Source organism: Scrofimicrobium canadense, from assembly GCF_009696615.1.
GTDB classification, from domain to species: Bacteria; Actinomycetota; Actinomycetes; order Actinomycetales; family Actinomycetaceae; genus Scrofimicrobium; species Scrofimicrobium canadense.
The window spans coordinates 66429-83138 of record NZ_VULO01000011.1; the positions used below are offsets into that span (position 1 = coordinate 66429).

The 16710-nt window shown below is 52.1% G+C and carries 19 protein-coding genes and 1 tRNA gene; 14 read left to right on the forward strand and 6 right to left on the reverse strand.

All coding sequences use genetic code 11. From position 1 onward, the window contains the following. Window positions 1–17: 17 nt before the first annotated feature. The 4 genes from FYJ24_RS09640 to ptsP all read left to right on the forward strand — a co-directional run bounded on the left by FYJ24_RS09640 (window position 18) and on the right by ptsP (window position 6022). Window positions 18–467 carry a Dps family protein gene (locus FYJ24_RS09640; RefSeq protein WP_154545878.1) on the forward strand — a complete coding sequence of 150 codons (450 nt, stop codon included), beginning with the start codon at window positions 18–20 and terminating at the stop codon, window positions 465–467. A gap of 105 nt (window positions 468–572) precedes the next feature. Continuing rightward, window positions 573–3440, forward strand: a complete 2868-nt coding sequence (gene leuS / locus FYJ24_RS09645) for a leucine--tRNA ligase (RefSeq protein ID WP_318656639.1) — start codon at window positions 573–575, stop codon at window positions 3438–3440. A gap of 2 nt (window positions 3441–3442) precedes the next feature. Next, window positions 3443–4306 carry an Fpg/Nei family DNA glycosylase gene (locus tag FYJ24_RS09650; RefSeq protein ID WP_154545880.1) on the forward strand — a complete coding sequence of 288 codons (864 nt, stop codon included), beginning with the start codon at window positions 3443–3445 and terminating at the stop codon, window positions 4304–4306. A 69-nt stretch (window positions 4307–4375) separates the two neighbouring features. Continuing rightward, a complete protein-coding gene (gene ptsP / locus FYJ24_RS09655) occupies window positions 4376–6022 on the forward strand; it encodes a phosphoenolpyruvate--protein phosphotransferase (protein WP_154545882.1) in 1647 nt (548 codons plus the stop codon). A gap of 70 nt (window positions 6023–6092) precedes the next feature. Here the strand turns inward: ptsP and FYJ24_RS09660 are convergent, their stop codons facing one another. The 4 genes from FYJ24_RS09660 to FYJ24_RS09675 all read right to left on the reverse strand — a co-directional run bounded on the left by FYJ24_RS09660 (window position 6093) and on the right by FYJ24_RS09675 (window position 8968). Continuing rightward, the gene (locus FYJ24_RS09660; protein ID WP_154545883.1) at window positions 6093–6584 is read right to left on the reverse strand and encodes a GNAT family N-acetyltransferase; all 492 of its coding nucleotides are present in this window, start codon (window positions 6582–6584) and stop codon (window positions 6093–6095) included. A 47-nt stretch (window positions 6585–6631) separates the two neighbouring features. Next, on the reverse strand, window positions 6632–7219 hold the full coding sequence (gene cysE / locus FYJ24_RS09665) for a serine O-acetyltransferase (RefSeq protein WP_154545885.1): 588 nt from the start codon (window positions 7217–7219) through the stop codon (window positions 6632–6634). A gap of 1 nt (window position 7220) precedes the next feature. Beyond that, window positions 7221–8153: a cysteine synthase A gene (gene cysK / locus FYJ24_RS09670; RefSeq protein ID WP_154545887.1), complete on the reverse strand. Its 933-nt coding sequence runs from the start codon at window positions 8151–8153 to the stop codon at window positions 7221–7223. Between the two features lie 194 nt (window positions 8154–8347). After that, the gene (locus FYJ24_RS09675) at window positions 8348–8968 is read right to left on the reverse strand and encodes an IMPACT family protein (RefSeq protein WP_206192632.1); all 621 of its coding nucleotides are present in this window, start codon (window positions 8966–8968) and stop codon (window positions 8348–8350) included. Between the two features lie 152 nt (window positions 8969–9120). Here FYJ24_RS09675 and rpmF point away from each other — a divergent pair, with 152 nt between their 5' ends. The 6 genes from rpmF (at window position 9121) to FYJ24_RS09705 (ending at window position 12274) form a co-directional block, all read left to right on the forward strand. Next, a complete protein-coding gene (gene rpmF / locus FYJ24_RS09680; protein ID WP_154545891.1) occupies window positions 9121–9291 on the forward strand; it encodes a 50S ribosomal protein L32 in 171 nt (56 codons plus the stop codon). A 133-nt stretch (window positions 9292–9424) separates the two neighbouring features. Next, window positions 9425–9967 (forward strand): HdeD family acid-resistance protein, encoded by a 543-nt coding sequence (locus FYJ24_RS09685; RefSeq protein WP_154545893.1) that lies wholly within the window; start codon window positions 9425–9427, stop codon window positions 9965–9967. Window positions 9968–10055: 88 nt separating this feature from the next. After that, window positions 10056–10128, forward strand: a tRNA-Arg gene (locus FYJ24_RS09690). 676 nt (window positions 10129–10804) lie between these two features. After that, on the forward strand, window positions 10805–11245 hold the full coding sequence (locus FYJ24_RS09695) for a type III secretion system chaperone family protein (RefSeq protein WP_318656631.1): 441 nt from the start codon (window positions 10805–10807) through the stop codon (window positions 11243–11245). 163 nt (window positions 11246–11408) lie between these two features. Beyond that, window positions 11409–11936, forward strand: coding sequence for a siderophore-interacting protein (locus FYJ24_RS09700; RefSeq protein ID WP_154545894.1), 528 nt, complete (start codon window positions 11409–11411; stop codon window positions 11934–11936). Beyond that, window positions 11849–12274 (forward strand): siderophore-interacting protein, encoded by a 426-nt coding sequence (locus tag FYJ24_RS09705; protein ID WP_154545896.1) that lies wholly within the window; start codon window positions 11849–11851, stop codon window positions 12272–12274. Before FYJ24_RS09700 ends, FYJ24_RS09705 begins: the two co-directional genes overlap by 88 nt. Window positions 12275–12288: 14 nt before the next feature. Here FYJ24_RS09705 and FYJ24_RS09710 read toward each other — a convergent pair whose 3' ends face one another. Then, entirely contained in the window at window positions 12289–13308 is a 1020-nt protein-coding gene (locus FYJ24_RS09710) for a LacI family DNA-binding transcriptional regulator (protein WP_154545897.1), read from the reverse strand. A gap of 159 nt (window positions 13309–13467) precedes the next feature. Here FYJ24_RS09710 and FYJ24_RS09715 point away from each other — a divergent pair, with 159 nt between their 5' ends. Both FYJ24_RS09715 and FYJ24_RS09720 read left to right on the forward strand, forming a co-directional pair. Further along, window positions 13468–13605, forward strand: coding sequence for a beta/alpha barrel domain-containing protein (locus tag FYJ24_RS09715; protein ID WP_206192633.1), 138 nt, complete (start codon window positions 13468–13470; stop codon window positions 13603–13605). Continuing rightward, window positions 13605–14090 carry a VOC family protein gene (locus FYJ24_RS09720; RefSeq protein WP_154545899.1) on the forward strand — a complete coding sequence of 162 codons (486 nt, stop codon included), beginning with the start codon at window positions 13605–13607 and terminating at the stop codon, window positions 14088–14090. The genes FYJ24_RS09715 and FYJ24_RS09720 overlap by 1 nt, the downstream gene beginning before the upstream one ends. 26 nt (window positions 14091–14116) lie before the next feature. Here FYJ24_RS09720 and FYJ24_RS09725 read toward each other — a convergent pair whose 3' ends face one another. Next, window positions 14117–15343: a pyridoxal phosphate-dependent aminotransferase gene (locus FYJ24_RS09725; protein WP_154545901.1), complete on the reverse strand. Its 1227-nt coding sequence runs from the start codon at window positions 15341–15343 to the stop codon at window positions 14117–14119. A 47-nt stretch (window positions 15344–15390) separates the two neighbouring features. On the opposite strand from FYJ24_RS09725, the gene FYJ24_RS09730 reads away from it, so the two are divergent. Both FYJ24_RS09730 and FYJ24_RS09735 read left to right on the forward strand, forming a co-directional pair. Continuing rightward, complete coding sequence (locus tag FYJ24_RS09730) at window positions 15391–15975, forward strand: DUF1349 domain-containing protein (protein WP_154545902.1); 585 nt, start codon at window positions 15391–15393, stop codon at window positions 15973–15975. Window positions 15976–16026: 51 nt separating this feature from the next. Then, window positions 16027–16593 (forward strand): YdeI/OmpD-associated family protein, encoded by a 567-nt coding sequence (locus FYJ24_RS09735; RefSeq protein WP_154545904.1) that lies wholly within the window; start codon window positions 16027–16029, stop codon window positions 16591–16593. Window positions 16594–16710: the final 117 nt, after the last annotated feature.

A 16710-nucleotide genomic window follows, 5' to 3' on the forward strand; every position in this document is an offset into this window, starting at 1 on the left:
GAGATGGAGGAGGACATATGGCACCCGAACCAGTCGTAGCCGATGCCTTACAGCAAACTTTGGTTGACCTCATTTCCTTGGAGCTTCAATCCAAACAAGCTCATTGGAACATTCGTGGTGCGCGTTTCCGCGCTTTGCACCTTGCTTTGGATGAGGTTGTTGATGCTGCACGCGAGCAGGCTGATACTGTGGCTGAGCGACTCGCACAGATCGGCGGCATTCCTGATGGGCGCGTAACTGCTGTCAGTCAGACTTCTAGCCTGGAAGAGATTGACTATGGTTTGCTCGAGGTGGATAAGACTTATCAACTTATGGCAGAGAAGGTGCAGGAAGTCTCTGATCGAATCAAGTCGGTCATTGAGCCTGTAGATGAGAAGTGCCACGTTTCTGGAGACATTCTCATTGCCGCCGCGGAAACCTTGGATAAGCAGGCATGGCTGTTGCGCAGTGCAACTGAAGGTGCGTGACACGTTAACTTCAGGCAGCAGACAAAAGGGGTTGTCTCGGACATGACGGGGCAACCTCTTTTTGTTGCGCTACTCTAGCGGGGGACGTTCTATGGAGGAAGGCACATTGTGGATGATGTAGCGCGCGAACCAGAGTTTCGCTATACAGCAAAACTTGCGGATCAGATCGAACACAAGTGGCAGGAAACATGGGATAGGGACGGCACTTTTAATGCCGACAATCCAGTAGGTGATCTTGCGGGGGCCGGGGCTCAAAAGCAGCCGTGGTTTGTGATGGATATGTTCCCTTACCCCTCGGGTGCTGGGCTGCATGTTGGGCACCCGCTGGGATATATCGCGACTGACACCCTTGCGCGTTATCAACGCATGCAAGGAAAAAACGTTCTCTACACACTGGGTTTTGATGCCTTCGGACTTCCTGCAGAGCAATATGCGATCCAAACTGGTCAGCATCCACGAAAGACCACTCTTGACGCCATTGCAAATATGACGTCACAACTGGCGCGGCTGGGTCTTTCGCATGACCCCCGCCGTTCTTTCGCCACGATCGATGACGATTACGTGAAATGGACCCAGTGGATTTTCCTGCAGATTTTCAATTCCTGGTTTGACCCTGAAGAACCTAATGGAGAAGGCGGCTTAGGAAAAGCCCGGCCCATTCAGGATCTTATCGATCAATTTGCCAGGGGTGAGCGTTCGACACCGGATGGAAGACCGTGGAATACGCTTTCAGCCGCCGAAAGATCTGCAGTACTTGACGAATATCGGTTGGCGTATGTGTCAGAGTCCCCGGTGAACTGGTGCCCAGGTTTAGGAACGGTTCTTGCTAATGAAGAAGTGACCGCGGACGGCCGTTCTGAGCGGGGGAATTTCCCGGTATTTACTCGTAGCCTCAAACAATGGAATATGAGGATTACCGCCTATTCGGATCGTCTAGTTGAAGCATTGGACTACATTGATTGGCCGGACAAGGTTCGCTCGATGCAGAAACATTGGATCGGCAAGTCTACTGGAGCCACGGTCCGTTTTGATGTTGCTGGTCGAGGTGAACTTCAGGTGTTTACGACTCGCCCAGATACGCTTTTCGGGGCAACATTTATGGTTGTAGCTCCCGAACACCCGATCCTCGAAGCAGCCTTGGCCCAGCAATGGCCAGAAGGAACCAGGGACGCCTGGACGGGTGGCAAGACCAGTCCGGCTCAGGCCGTAGCTGACTATAAAGACTGGTCTTCACATCGTAGTGACGTTGAACGTCAAGCCGATGCTGGCGAAAAGACAGGTGTCTTTACCGGTCTCTACGGGACTAATCCAGTCAATGGGAAACCAGTTCCGATTTTCGTTGCTGACTATGTCCTTATGGGATACGGCACTGGGGCCATCATGGCTGTGCCAGCGCATGACCAGAGAGACTTCGAATTCGCAACCAAATTTGATCTCGATATTATTCCGACTATTCAACCTGAAGAAGGCTTTGATATCAGTCAGGAAGCGTGGACGGGTGATGGAGTTCTCATCAACTCGGAAAATGAGGAGATTTCCCTCAACGGGTTGAACAAACAAGAGGCAATAACTCGAATCATCGAATGGTTAGAAGCAAAGTCGCTAGGTGATCCGACTACCACCTATCGACTACGCGATTGGCTGTTCTCACGTCAGCGCTATTGGGGAGAACCTTTCCCCATTGTCTACGCCGAAGACGGATCAGTCCATGCGCTGCCCGAAGAAATGCTCCCTGTGACACTTCCGCACCTGGATGATTTTTCCCCGCGCACTTTTGACCCCGAGGACGCAAATTCAAACCCTGAAACTCCCCTGGGCAGAGCCAAGGACTGGCTTTCTGTTGAGCTAGATCTTGGCGATGGACTTCAGACCTACTATCGCGATACAAATACCATGCCAAACTGGGCTGGGTCATGCTACTACGAGCTTCGATATGTGGATCCGAAAGAAAAAGATGCGCTGATTCAACCCGAGAATGACACATACTGGATGGGGCCGCGGGATGGAAAAGCCCGAGGAGGCGTTGATCTGTATGTTGGCGGTGTCGAACATGCTGTATTGCACTTGCTCTACGCTCGCTTCTGGCAAAAGGTCCTCTTTGATCTGGGGTACGTCAAAGCTGCCGAGCCGTTCCATCGGCTCTTCAATCAAGGGTATGTCATGGCGTATGCCTTCACTGATGAGCGGGGAGTGTATGTGCCTGCTGAAGAGGTGGAAGGCGATGAAAAATCCGGTTTTACGTATCAAGGAAAGCCGGTCACCCGCGAATACGGCAAGATGGGGAAGTCCCTCAAAAACTCGGTAACTCCCGACGAGATGTGTGAGCGCTATGGGGCTGACACATTCCGCTTGTATGAGATGTCGATGGGACCCCTCGATTTGTCGCGGCCCTGGGAAACACGCGCTGTTGTTGGCGCGCAAAGATTCCTGCAACGGTTGTGGCGAAATGTGATTAACGAGGACACTGGTGAGCTTCTTGTCAGCGAAGAAGAAGCAGATCTCGATACGAAACGACTGGTTGCAAAGACGATTGCAGAAGTGACTGAAGAGTATGACAACCTGCGAATCAACACGGCTATTGCCCGCATGATCGTGCTCAATAATCACCTGACTGGACTTGTATCGGTTCCGCGCGAAGCTATTGAGCCGTTGGTGCTTCTACTTTCACCGGTTGCCCCGCACATTTGCGAGGAGCTGTGGTCACGCCTGGGACATGATGAATCTGTGTCCAGAGCAGTGTTCCCCAAGGTTCACGATGAGTCACTACTAGTGGACGAAACGGTGACCTGTATTGTGCAGGTCAATGGAAAGCTGCGCGCCAAACTCGAGGTAGCCGCTGATATTGACGATTCCGAACTTGAGCAATGCGCACTTGCGGCAGACCCCATCGTTAAGCATTTGGATGGGCGGGTACCGCTCAAGGTGATTGTGAGGGCGCCAAAACTGGTTAATGTTGTGTTGCCGAAGGCATAGGGATGCCAGAAGGTCATTCGATACGGCGCCTAGCCTCAGCTTTTGAACAGCTATTTCTTGGGCGGCGGTGTCAGGTATCGTCTCCCCAAGGCCGTTTTGCTGCGGGCGCACGGTTACTCGATGGGCATGTCATGACAGAGGTGATGGCTCATGGCAAACATCTATTTCTGGGCTTTGGCGACGAACCGTTATGGTTACATATCCATTTGGGACTTTATGGGGCATGGCGTTTTGCTGGTCCTGCGGCGGGGATTGCCGCGATTGGGGCGCCTCGAAAGATAGATCCTGATAGAGCCATGACGGGTGAGCTTGTGGAGGACTGGCAGCCTGCTCAACCCATCGGTCAGGTGAGGTTGAGGCTTTTGACTTCCGATTGTGTGGCGGATGTAACTGGCCCCAATACGTGTGAAGTGCTAGGTGACATTTCCTCTGTGCTTGGGCGCTTAGGTCCTGATCCTTTGAAGAACGAAACAGGTGATCGTGAGATTTTCACTAGTGCCATTCGCTCGTCGAAACGACCTGTAGGTGAGTTGCTCCTCGACCAGAAAATTGCGGCAGGGGTGGGCAACATTTTTAGAGCAGAAGCGCTCTTTCGCCAAGGAATTGCTCCGGGAAGGTCGGGTGAAAAAGTCTCTCAAAAGCGGCTCAACTCCTTATGGGACGATTTGGTGCTATTGATGAACCGGGCTGTGCTCAACGGTCATATCGTGACAGTGGAGCCCAATACGGAAGCTATTGATCCTGAGAGCGAGGCTTGGTATGTGTACCACCGAGCGGGCAAACCCTGTTTGGAGTGCAATGGCAAAGTAGCTATGAAAAAGGTCCACGGACGTACGCTCTTTTGGTGCCCCCGCTGCCAAAGATGAACTCAACATTACAGTGATCTTCGAGTTAAGCTGGTAAATAATCCGGTCAATCCGATGGAGGAGAGCAGCATGCGTGAACTACAGGGTCTGGGAGTTGGCAGTGGAATCGCAGTCGCTCCGATTGTAAAGATGTCGCCTCCATTACCTGATCCCGATGATATTCGTTTCATGGGGGATATCGCTGCGGAGCAAAAGCGTGTGCGCGAGGCCTCTGAGGCCGTGGTTGCCGACCTCGAACGGCGGGCCGCTTCGGCGCCAGAAGAAGCCGCCGAGATACTCAATGCAACTGCTCTAATGGCGGCTGACCCGGTGCTAATGAGTGATGTTGATGCTCGGATTGCCCGAAACAAAACGGGCGAGAGGGCGGTGTGGGAGGCTATCGAAGCTTTTTCAGACACGCTTCGCCAGATGGGTGGGTATATGGCGGAACGCGCTGGCGACCTCGCCGACGTCTCTGCCCGTATTAGGGCGGTGCTGCAAGGAGTACCTGCTCCCAGTGTCCCGGTACGCACCGAACCCTTCATTCTTGTTGCGCCAGATCTGGCTCCTGCGGATACCGCAGTTCTCGACTTCTCTGTGGTGAAAGGCCTTATTACCGAAGGAGGAGGCCCTACCGGGCATACCGCGATCATTGCCCGAGGAAACGGAATTCCTGCATTAGTTGGGGTTGCGGGATGTATGGACATGGATGAGGACGCGGTCGTTATTGCAGATGCTGCAAAAGGTATTGTCATAGTCGATCCTTCGCCAGAGCAGGTCGAAGAGGCTCAAATGAACTGTAAAAACCGGGCAGAAAGGCTGGCCTTTCAAGGACCCGCGGCTTTCAGTGACGGTGAAGCAGTTGAGCTTTTGGCTAATGTCGGTTCGGCTAATGAGGGTGCAATTGCCTTGGAACAGGGTGCGCAGGGGATAGGGCTTTTTCGTACAGAATTCGTATTCCTCGACTCAGATAATGCACCTTCACTCGAAGCGCAGACCAAAGAGTACCGTGCTCTCTTTTCTCAGTTTTCGGGAAAGAAAGTGGTGGTACGAACTCTCGATGCGGGCGCCGATAAGCCGCTACCATACTTAAATCCGGCGATTGAACCCAATCCGGCTTTGGGAGAGCGTGGATACCGCAGTCTTTCCAAGTACCCCCATATATCTCGTACGCAGCTTGACGCTATTTCTGCGGCCGCGCGGGAGAGTAACGCCGATGTGTGGGTCATGGCTCCTATGATTGCTGACGCACGTGAAGCCTCACAGTTTTATGGTGAGGCAAAAGAAGCTGGGCTGAACGTGGTGGGGGTCATGGCTGAGATTCCCTCAGTGGCGATTGTCGCTGATCAGGTTTTTTCCTCCTGCGATTTTGTCAGTATCGGCACCAACGACTTGACACAATATCTCATGGCAGCTGACAGGTTATTAGGCGGATTGGGGTCATATCAGAGTCCTTGGCATCCGGCGGTGCTGCGATTAGTGAAGATGCTGGGAGAAGCAGCCGAACGCGCTGGTAAGCCTCTGGGAGTATGCGGAGAGGCAGCTGCCGATCCGCATTTGGCTCCGATCTTGATAGCGTTGGGGGCTACATCGTTGAGTGCTGCTCCTACCGCACTTCCGGAAGTGCGTTGGGGACTGTCACAGACAACGCGATCTAAGGCCCAGCAAGCGGCTGAGGCTGCGTGTGAAGCTATGGATGCGAACGAGGCGCGGCGTACCGCATTGACATTACTATAGGGATTCTGACAGCAGATAAGTTAGATACGCGAGTTTGTGGGCGCATTCGAAGCTGAGCAGAATCGCCAGCCTAGAGCTCAGTGAAACCAAGTTGTTGATAAAGGGGAAGTGCCCCTGGGCTTCGTTTCAAGTCGAGGCGCAGTGTCAGTGAATCGTATTCCCACTGCTCTGCGCGTTTTGCCAGTTCTGCAATGAGTGCTGTTGCTATCCCCTTGCGGCGATGTTCAGGATCGACCATAAGTTCGAGGACAAAAGGGCCACGGGGCACTTCATCCCAAGGGGCATCAAGGACAGCCAAGATTGCTCCGACTAGTTGTCCATCAAGCCACGCTCCGATGAAGGAATCATCACGAGGGGTGCCAAACGCTCCGTCAAAAATCAAATGAAGTTCATCAGAAGCGGCGAATAATTCTTCAGCAGTCTGAGGCATGTCGTATGCCACGACGTATAGCGAAGCAAGTGCTGGTGTGTCGTAGGTTGTCAGGCTGGCTAGTTCGAGGGCGTTCACAGCGCTATCGACGTCAATGTCTTCCATATCAGCCTGTAATGTGAGCTCTCTCATAGTGTAAGGATAGGGCATAACGTCGTTCTTTACCAGGTCAGACACGCCTATATGTAGAGAGCAGGCTCCGTCATGAGTTCGCGATTGATAGCGGTGGTGCCAATTCGACGCAGTGTCGCCGGGACCCCCACAGCGACAGATTCTGCGGGAATATCACGAATTACAACTGCATTAGCGCCGATCCTCGCATGTTCTCCTATGTCAATCGGACCCAAAACCTTTGCACCTGCCCCGATTGTCACATGGTCGCCAACGGTAGGGTGTCTCTTCCCGGGCGACATGGAGACACCGCCCAACGTCACCTCGTGGAAAATCAACACGTCTTCCCCAATTTCTGCTGTCTGTCCAATGACGACCCCCACAGCATGATCGATGAATAAGCGTCGTCCAATCGTTGCGGCGGGGTGAATATCGACTCCAGTAGCGAACCTAGTGGCACTTTGTACAAGGCGTGCTGGAAATTTTAACCCCTTTTTCCACAGTGCGTTACCTACCCGGTACCCCCATAAGGCATGGAGTCCCGGGTAGGTGAGGGCAACTTCTAACGCGTTCGTTGCAGCAGGATCGCGCCGTAGCGCAGTCTGGAGGTCCTCGCGCATCAGCTCGACGGACTTTGGAACGCGAATTCTAATCATCCTAGTCAACGAGGTCCTGATAGAGCGCAGTTGATAGGTAGCGTTCACCGGTATCGGGAAGCAATACGACGATAGTCTTGCCCTGAGATTCAGGGCGGTTTGCTACGTCGAGAGCTGCTTTGAGGGCAGCCCCAGACGAAATGCCGACAAGTAGCCCCTCTTCCGAAGCAGCCTGGCGGGCTTGTGCTAGACCGTCTTCGCCTGCGACTGGAATGACTTCGTCGATAATCTCTTGGTTGAGGACCTCGGGAACAAAATTGGCGCCGATACCTTGAATGAGGTGAGGGCCCGCCTTTCCTTCGGTGAGTAGCGGTGATTCCGCGGGTTCCACGGCGATGATTTCTACTTCTGGCTTCTTTGCTTTGAGGACTTCGCCAACGCCGGTGATTGTCCCACCTGTTCCGATTCCTCCCACAAAAATGTCAACATCGCCATCAGTGTCGTCCCAGATTTCCACTGCGGTGGTCTTGCGATGGACTTCGGGATTTGCAGGATTCGCAAACTGTGAAGCGAGCACTGCCCCATCGCGTTCTTGGAGAATTTGGTTCGCTGCCTCGACAGCTCCCTTCATTCCTAGGGGCGGATCTGTGAGTACAAGCTCCGCCCCATAAGCACGCATCAGAGCTCTGCGTTCCTTACTCATTGAGGCAGGCATAGTAAGAACAACATGGTAGCCGCGCGCAGCTCCAACAAGTGCCAAAGCGATCCCGGTATTGCCTGAAGTTGCCTCTACGATAGTCCCGCCAGGTTTGAGATCGCCTGATTCTTCGGCTGCGTCAATAATTGCCTTCGCAATGCGGTCCTTGACTGACCCTCCAGGGTTGAAGGACTCAACTTTTGCAAGAACGGTGACTCCTTCAGGAGCGAGGCGGTTGAGCCGAACCAGGGGAGTCTTACCAATAGTGTCGACAATATTGTTGTGTACTGAAGTCATTTTTCCTCTGCCTTTTATGGTTGTCGTTTGTGCGAGGGGGGCTGCGGTTGCCTTAGCAGTAGCCAAGGCCGCTACTCCGCGGCCCCTAAAGACACATATTCCTGCAGCAGAAAGCATCCGCACCATGGGTACGCCGATTACCGATCATCGGTTGGGCGTAGAGTGCAATCACGATTCGAAGTCTAACGCTTAAGCTACATTTCCACCTCTCGACTGCCCACCTTCTGGACTGTGACCGAATCTCGCAGAAGGGACGAAAGCTTGGATGAGAGCTCATCTGGAGTGTTCGTCACAACCTTGATATCGACTAAAGCCCCCCAGCGAACCTCGTCAATGTGGAATCCTGCCGCGCGCAGCTCAGCTTCCACTTTCCCAGCAACATCCGTGGAGACTTCCGTTTGATAGATGTCCTGCCGAACCAATGAGACCTTCGGCGCAGCATCCAGTACCGCTGCCGTCGCATCGGAATAGGCGCGGGTCAGTCCACCGGTCCCTAAAAGTGTTCCACCGAAGTAGCGCGTAACAACGACCACCAGGTTGCTCAGCCCAGAGTGGCTGATCACCTGCAAAATTGGAGGCCCTGCTGTTCCCGATGGTTCGCCGTCGTCTGACGAATGGAGCAATGGGTTCATTCCCTCTTGGCTAATAACATAGGCTGAGCAGTGGTGACGAGCGTCAGGATACCGGGTGCGACGACTATTCACGATACGGTGTGCTGCATCCGAAGAGTCGGCGCGGCAAGCATAGGCAATGAAGCGTGAACGACGTACTTCGATTTCCCTAGTTGTCTCACTATCGCTTTTGAGTGTCAGCATATAGTCATTGTCCCTGTCGGTAGGGCAGATGTCACACTCAATAATCCTATACAGAGTTGGAATATCGCTGATATTTCTGGCAGAGTTAGTTCTTGCGTTCGAAGAAAACAGCATGCTGTTTTCTCATTCAATCAGACAAGGAAGGTTCGGACATGGCAGTTCCTAAGCGTAAAATGTCCCGGTCCAACACCCGTACGCGTCGCTCTGCCTGGAAGGCCAAGCTCACCCCGCTCGACAGTGTGACTGTCGACGGTCGTCAGGTGCGCATTCCTCGCAAGCTGACTAAGGCTTACCAGAAGGGTTTACTGGACATCGAGAGCTGAAAAATGCTCTAAAGTTTTGGCGGTACCGGCTATGCTGGTGCCGCTTTTTCTTTTGTCACGCATTTTCGACCTGCGCGAGTTTCGTTTTGACTCCATAATGACAGTGTCTTAAAAAACACAGACAGGGGAAAAAATGTCAACTGATGGGCTTACTACCGCAGCAAGGGGCATCCGTTCTGCTCTTGCAATTGTCGGTTTACTTAGTTTTGTTGTCGGTATCGCCATGCTCTTTTGGCCAGTTACCAGCGCGAAAGTCATCGTTGCTATAGCGGCAGTCTGGATGATTATCGCAGGCGTTGTCTACTTAGGGATCGCCTTCTCAGCGGCAGGTAGGGGCGGATGGGCGCGCTTTGGTATCGGTCTGCTAGGTGTCTTCTACATCGTTGCTGGCATCGTATTCCTCATGAACCTGCCTGAAACCACACTATTTGCTGCAATCTGGGTCGGCATCTTTATTGGAATCGTATGGATATGGGAAGGCATCACCGCATTCGTGTCGGTAGCTCAAGGAACCAGCTCTGGCTGGAACATCCTCTATGGAGTTCTTTCCGTTATTGCTGGCCTTGTTTTGGTCTTCTCTCCCTTCTACGTCACCGTACTGTGGTGGCTACTTGCCATTTCACTTATCATCCTTGGATTGGTTCAGTTTGTGAGGTCTTTCTCAGTAGGTAAGTAATTGAAGGATATTTGAGGGGCGAAGGCCATTGTGCCTTCGCCTTTCGTTTTGCTCAAGAGCGCTTGGAACGGGTAATCTCTTAGGGCACGCCTCAGTAGCTCAATGGATAGAGCAACGGCCTTCTAATCCGTAGGTTGTGGGTTCGAGTCCCGCCTGGGGCACTTCAGTTCTTCCGGTTTGGTGCATTGGCAGGGTTTCTTCTTGCGGACCGCTATTAGCTGTATTCTTATCGACCTGTGCGGCAAAGCGGCTCTTGGGTTTTTGGTGTGAAGTATTCCTTTGGGGCATTTGGATAGTTCAATGTGCGCGGGGAGGCTCAATGTGTATGTGCCCCGTGCACATTGAGCCCCCCACTGCACATCGGCTAATACTCCACGCGTCAAATGGTGGTAAATCCGTCAAGGGGTCGGGACAGGCACGACGCTACCAGCCCACACCCCACCAAAACCCCAAGAGCCGGCAAAGCAGTAGAGGCTAGATGTGTGCGAGAAGTCCCCCTTATACTCTTCTCCCTACACATGTGCACAGGCATCCCACGCAAAAATCAATGCGAAAGATATTGTCGACTAGCTCAGCGCAGCATCCTGGGCAATGTGGTAGCTGCCAGGGCGGTATAAGTCCCGGTGTACAGTTTTATGACCCCGTACGTGGGAATGGGGTAGTTACTCCACTGTGGTGGACGAACGCTTGGTAATGGACTAGCACGCGCTGTCGAATCGAACTTTTGGAATGTCGCGCTAGTCTACCTGACTGCGGAAATAGTCTTTCTGCAGGTTGATTCTTCAGCTTGATTCCGCGTAAGTTGGATGACAGAAAATCCTAAGGGAAGGTAGAAGCGTGGATTTATTCCAACGTCCAACTGGAGAAGCACTGCCACTGAGTCAGGAACGCCTCATCACAGTGTTTAAAGAAAATGATTGGCGTTACTTCATAGATGATGAAGATGATTTTGGTGCTTTGTGGGACGGATCGACCTTCTTTTTTCTTCTTCGAGGCGATGAACAGGAAATCCTCCATATTCAGTCATTATGGAATCGTGAAATTGATCCAGAACGCCTAGATGATGTGCGTATATTTATTGAGGAATGGCACCGAACGCACTTTTGGCCAAAATGTTTCTACCGTATTCGTGAGGACGGGAAAGTTCGAGTCTTCACTGAAAATAATATTGACTGGGAACATGGAGTTACTGACAAGCAGTTGCAGCAGCAAGTAACGTGCGCGGTTGCTTCGAGTCGCAGTTTTTATGACGGACTAGAGGCGGAACTGGCTCTCTAACACGCCTGATTACACTCTTGTGAGCTGTCGACGACGTCAGCGGGCATGCATTGCAGATACCATACAATCACTTAGATCACCCTAATCACTATATGCTTTAGATAAGTAATTGCGGTTTACCGGGAATGGTGCGGCATCACGCTGCATCTCTCCTAAGGGAGGGATGGGTATTTCCGATGCAGGTGTACGTCCAAAGGCGCAACTAGAGCGCTGGTCAGTACGCATTCGGCAACTGGTACTTCTTCGGCGCGAGTGCGTGACGCCAAAAATGATACGAGTGACTCTGGGCGGCCCTGAGCACGTGGGCTTCGAAAGTCACATTGCAGATGAACACGTGAAGTTACTCTTTCCTGATCCGCCGGAAGACCACACACGTATTCCCACTCAAAATGGCGACCGCCTCTCCTGGCTAAAGCCATTAGTGCCATCCCGGGATTACACGGTTCATCGATACGATAGTAATACTGGTGAAGTCGATATTGATATTGTCGTCCATGAGGGTGGTGTTGGGTCCACTTGGGCAGTTGAAGCTCCCCTAGGGGAAGCCAATTGGGTAGCTGGACCTCCGCGAGGAATTCGAATTCCGGATGCTTTTCCTGGCAGATGTATATTGGCGATGAGACAGCTCTTCCGGCAATTGCGCGCCGACGAGAAGAGATTCCAGCGCACCTACGTGGGATTGTGCTGGTAGAGGTTGCTGACGAGGGAGAGATGCAGGATTTGGAGTGTCCTCCCGGCTTTGAAATCCGGTGGATAATTCGTGGTGGAAGGCCTGCAGGGTCCACTAGTGAGCTTGTTTCTGAGGCGAAGAAAGTATCGCTGCCACCTTCACCGGGAACCTACGTGTGGTTTGGCGGCGAACAAAGCGCCATCAAGCCGCTAAGGGCTTGGGTAAAAGAGGCGGGACTTGTCGCTGGAGAGTTTGATCTCACAGGGTATTGGCGGCATGGCAAGCATGGCAATCAATTGACTGCGGGGGACGTTCTTCACGCAGTCAAGCACATGCTGCACATACCTCACCGCGATTAGTTTCACCTTGGAGACTACCTGTGTGGCTGAAAGCGGGAGGTTGAAGAGCGAACTTGGAGACTCACTGGCATATCGACTGAATGTGCATCATGAGTTTGCAGCTCTTGTACCGCGAGTTCGACGGCTAGGCGTCCTGCCTCTTCCTGGGGCAGTCGGACGGAAGTAAGTTCAGGACTCATCATTGCAGCGATAGGAACATCGTCAAAACCGATGATGGATAGGTCTGCGGGTAGTTCGATACCGTAGCTGATGAGGCGATTCATCATCCCTATTGCCATGACATCGTTATAGGCAATCACTGCGGAGACACCTTGGTTAAGTGCCGTGTCGGCAGCTTTTGCGCCTCCTTCGAAGGTTGAAGGAAATTCTCCTATATAAATGCCTTCGCTGGCCGCTTTGCTAGTTTGCGCCATTTCTGTAAAGGAATTGAGCCGCTCTTGCGCCGAGCGAGATAGGGTGGGTCCGCCACAATATCCGATTCTGCGATGGCCTAGTGCGAGGAGATGCATATATGCTTCCCGCATGCCTTCGGCGTTGTCGAAGTGAACGTAAGGTATATTTTCGGCTTGGCGATTGACTAAAACTACCGGTTGTTTGCTGTGAAGATTAATGATTGCCGAGTCGCTCAGTCGTGAAGAACATAAGATGAAAGCATCTACTTGCGGCGTAAGTTCTGTTACAGCTTCATCTTCGGCTTTTTCGTCATCGCAGAAATCTACAAAGAGAACCTGGAGTTCTAGGCCGGTTGCGGCACCATATATCCCCTTGAGAACACTCGCAAAAAAAGGATTGTTGACGTCAGGGAGGACCGCTCCTAGATACCCAGTCTGGCCTGAAGAGAGAAGCCGCGCAGCCCTATTAGGGCGGTAATTCAACCGACGTGCTGTGGTGAAGATGAGTTCGCGAGTGTGTGGGTCCACCATTTCTGGCCGTGTAAAAGCTCGTGAGACTGTTGAGGGGGAGACTCCAGCTTCTCTAGCCACATCCTTACTGGTTGCTGGCATGTACACCTCCACAAAGAGAACCGAACTCATATACTGACGAGCACTTCTTTCATCCTAGGCGAAGCGAAAAGAAAAATATATCTGCAAACGTATGCGGCCTATAAAATAAGCCAATTGATAGGATTTATGTCGTTAGAATGGTAACGTATGCAGAGTATGGAGATAGATTAGGAAGCGCAAGGAGCAGAAATGTCAGTTCTTGAACAGCTAGGTGCAAAACGTATCGTTCCCGTCGTTGTGCTTGATGATGCGAAAGACGCAGCCCCTCTCGCCGATGCTCTCACTGAAGGAGGCTTGCCGGTAGCGGAGGTTACTCTTGGCAACTGATGTTAACCAACCCTGGCGGAGAGCAGAGGCCTCCGGTCATTCCCTGTTTACTATTCGGCGGCAACCAACAAAACCAGGCCGCATCCGCGCTGGAATACTACGGCAAGGTATTCTCTCCTTCCCACGCTGGAGGTCTCTATACATATCCAGAAGAAAACGGTTCTGTGACTTCAGGTGCTGTGATGTTCTCTGATATCGAGTTAGCGGGGAATTGGTTTGTTCTTATGGATGCCGCGGCAGGAGAAGCTGAGTTCTCTGAAGCTGTCTCATATGAAATTCGGGTCGGTACCCAAGACGATATTGACTATTTCTGGGAACGCCTATCGGCCGTACCTGAAGCTGCGGTGTGCGGTTGGGTGAAGGACCAATTCAACGTGAGCTGGCAGGTTGTTCCAGACTCCATAGAAGATTTGATGCTTAGTCCGGGCGCATGGAAGAAGCTTCAGGCGATGAGCAAAATTGTCATTGCCGACTTCAGTGACTAATGGGTTTCTTAGGCCCGTGGTATGGGCTATTGCTTGTAGGAAGACAGGAAGTTCCCCAATCGTTCCACAGCCTCTTCAAGAACACGTGGTTCGGGAAGAGTGACGATCCGTAAATGGTCTGGGTCCGGCCAGTTGAATCCGGTTCCCTCAACCAAGAGAATATGTTCAGCAACCAGTAGGTCGTATACCAGTTGTTTGTCGTCATGGATGTCGTACACCTCAGGATCTAGTCGTGGGAAAGCGTAGAGAGCTCCTTGAGGTTTCACGCATGAAACACCAGGTATCCTCTCTAGACCTTCCCAGGAGATGTCTCGTTGTCGGTGAAGACGACCAGGAGGAGCCACTAGCTGGCTTATTGACTGGATTCCGGTGAGGGCTGCCAGTACTGCGTGTTGCGCCGGAACGTTGGCGCATAGTCGAGTCGATGCTAAAAGCTGGACGCCTTCAAGGAACCCGGTCGCGTGCTTCTTGGGTCCTGTAATAACTAGCCATCCAGAACGGAAGCCAGCAACTCTGTATGTCTTCGATAATCCGTTAAAGGTGAAGACCAGAAGGTCGGGGGCAAGTGTTGCGATAGACGTGTGCTGGGCACCGTCGTAGAGTATACGATCGTATATTTCATCAGCGAGAATAAGGAGCGAATGTTCTCTGGCAACCTCCACTATTTGCTCTAAAATCGCTGGTGAATATACAGCACCTGTAGGATTATTGGGGTTAATAATGACAATGGCTTTAGTCCGCGGAGTAATCTTGGCGCGGATATCTTCTATATCTGGTTGCCAGTCATTTTCTTCATCGCACCTGTAGTGGACAGAAGTTCCCCCTGCCAGATTGGTCATTGCAGTCCACAGAGGGTAATCAGGCGCGGGGATCAATACCTCATCGCCCTCATTAACCAACGCCTGCATCGTCATTGTTATGAGCTCAGATACCCCGTTTCCCAAATAGACATAGTCAGGGGTGATCTTTGGAAAATCGGGGATTTGCTCATAGCGACTGATAATAGCGCGCCGAGCTGGCAAAATACCCCGACTGTCGCTGTATCCATGAGAAACGGGGATTGCCTCAATCATGTCGTGGACGATCTGATAAGGGGCTTCGAACCCAAATACCGCAGGATTACCGGTATTGAGCTTGAGGATAGTGTGGCCTTCGGACTCAAGGCGGGCAGCTTCTTGCAGGGCGGCACCTCTGATTTCATAGAGGACATTCTGCAATTTCGTTGACTGACCTAGAGTTCGTAAATGAGACATGTATATACATTACTATGCGCAGCGTCATCCACTGTACGCTATGCCACATGGAGAAGCAGAGAATCACCTGGGATGAAGGAACGTGGACACATCAACCCGTGGCGGTTGACCTGAAAGGGGACACAATGGTCGTTACTGCGCAAGAGGGCAGTGATGCCTGGCGTAACACTTCCTATGGTTTCGTTCATGATACTGAGCATGCCTTGGTCAAGGAGCTGCCCATTGGCGCAGCTATGGAAGTGACTTTCATGGCATCTTTTGACCAACAATTCGACCAGGCCGGAATTTTTGTGCGCCTGAATGAATACACCTGGGTGAAGGCTGGTGTCGAATATGCTGATGGGGAATTACAACTAGGGGCAGTTGTCACACACGATAATTCGGATTGGTCAGTGGCACCCGTTCCTGGATGGAGTGACTCCGAGGTGTGCATTCGGATAAGTCGACATGATGATTGCCTGATCATTCGTGCGCGCAAAGTTGGTGAAGATTTCGCGTTGGTGCGTGTTACTCCCTTTTCGGGCTCTAACGGGGTGATGGCAGGGCCATTTACTTGCGCGCCAACCAGAGCAGGTTTGCAGGTGCGTTTCACCCAGTGGTATCTGACAGAGGCTGATAAATCATTACACTAGATGTCGACATGTGGATGAGCCGAAATCCTTAAGTGCTCCTAAGATGAGCCTATGGTAGGTCAAAGCGGGCAAGAACGCCCGGTACAGATAGAGTCAATTTCCGGGTCAGGCCGCCTTATCGACATTGGTAGTCGAATGATTCTCCGACTTCCAGAATCGGCGAGCGCGGCTGCTCCATCGCGCGGTCAAGTTGCCATTGAGGGTACTGTTGCAGGAAAACCATACGTTGGCATGCTTGAGCCTGATGGCTTGCGGGGCCATTGGATAGACCTTACCGGGATGCCTGAAATTGGTCAGGAAGAAACTATCGATTTTGACCTACATCGTTGCGCCCAATGGCCTGAACCAACCATCCCCAACGATATGCATGATGCGCTCGAAAGCGAAAAGGCTGCCGAACAGCAGTGGAATGATATTACTCCCATGGCGCGTTGGGAATGGGTGCGTTGGGTAGGTGCGACGAAAAACCCTGTTACTCGGGCCAAACGGATCGAAGTGACTATTTCCAAACTTCTGGCAGGTAAAAGACGCCCATGCTGCTTCGATTTATCATCGTGCACTGACCCGGAGCTGTCAAAGGGCGGTAAGCTGTCCCTTCCACACATTACAGAGTCATAAAACAGAACTAAGTACGATAACTTCTGGGGGGATTTGAGGTTTTGGTGCGGGGTTTTCATCGAGGCTTACCAGTGCCTTCTCTCTGATTACACGATGCTAGAGGATATGCGCAGAGAC

Coding starts and splice junctions, on each gene's coding strand:
- FYJ24_RS09640 (WP_154545878.1), top strand. CDS start 18: ATGGCACCCGAACCAGTCGTAGCCGATGCCTTACAGCAAACTTTGGTT.
- FYJ24_RS09650 (WP_154545880.1), top strand. CDS start 3,443: ATGCCAGAAGGTCATTCGATACGGCGCCTAGCCTCAGCTTTTGAACAG.
- ptsP (WP_154545882.1), top strand. CDS start 4,376: ATGCGTGAACTACAGGGTCTGGGAGTTGGCAGTGGAATCGCAGTCGCT.
- FYJ24_RS09660 (WP_154545883.1), bottom strand. CDS start 6,584: ATGAGAGAGCTCACATTACAGGCTGATATGGAAGACATTGACGTCGAT.
- cysE (WP_154545885.1), bottom strand. CDS start 7,219: ATGATTAGAATTCGCGTTCCAAAGTCCGTCGAGCTGATGCGCGAGGAC.
- cysK (WP_154545887.1), bottom strand. CDS start 8,153: ATGACTTCAGTACACAACAATATTGTCGACACTATTGGTAAGACTCCC.
- FYJ24_RS09675 (WP_206192632.1), bottom strand. CDS start 8,968: ATGCTGACACTCAAAAGCGATAGTGAGACAACTAGGGAAATCGAAGTA.
- rpmF (WP_154545891.1), top strand. CDS start 9,121: ATGGCAGTTCCTAAGCGTAAAATGTCCCGGTCCAACACCCGTACGCGT.
- FYJ24_RS09685 (WP_154545893.1), top strand. CDS start 9,425: ATGTCAACTGATGGGCTTACTACCGCAGCAAGGGGCATCCGTTCTGCT.
- FYJ24_RS09700 (WP_154545894.1), top strand. CDS start 11,409: ATGGGTATTTCCGATGCAGGTGTACGTCCAAAGGCGCAACTAGAGCGC.
- FYJ24_RS09705 (WP_154545896.1), top strand. CDS start 11,849: ATGTATATTGGCGATGAGACAGCTCTTCCGGCAATTGCGCGCCGACGA.
- FYJ24_RS09710 (WP_154545897.1), bottom strand. CDS start 13,308: ATGAGTTCGGTTCTCTTTGTGGAGGTGTACATGCCAGCAACCAGTAAG.
- FYJ24_RS09715 (WP_206192633.1), top strand. CDS start 13,468: ATGTCAGTTCTTGAACAGCTAGGTGCAAAACGTATCGTTCCCGTCGTT.
- FYJ24_RS09720 (WP_154545899.1), top strand. CDS start 13,605: ATGTTAACCAACCCTGGCGGAGAGCAGAGGCCTCCGGTCATTCCCTGT.
- FYJ24_RS09725 (WP_154545901.1), bottom strand. CDS start 15,343: ATGTCTCATTTACGAACTCTAGGTCAGTCAACGAAATTGCAGAATGTC.
- FYJ24_RS09730 (WP_154545902.1), top strand. CDS start 15,391: ATGGAGAAGCAGAGAATCACCTGGGATGAAGGAACGTGGACACATCAA.
- FYJ24_RS09735 (WP_154545904.1), top strand. CDS start 16,027: ATGGTAGGTCAAAGCGGGCAAGAACGCCCGGTACAGATAGAGTCAATT.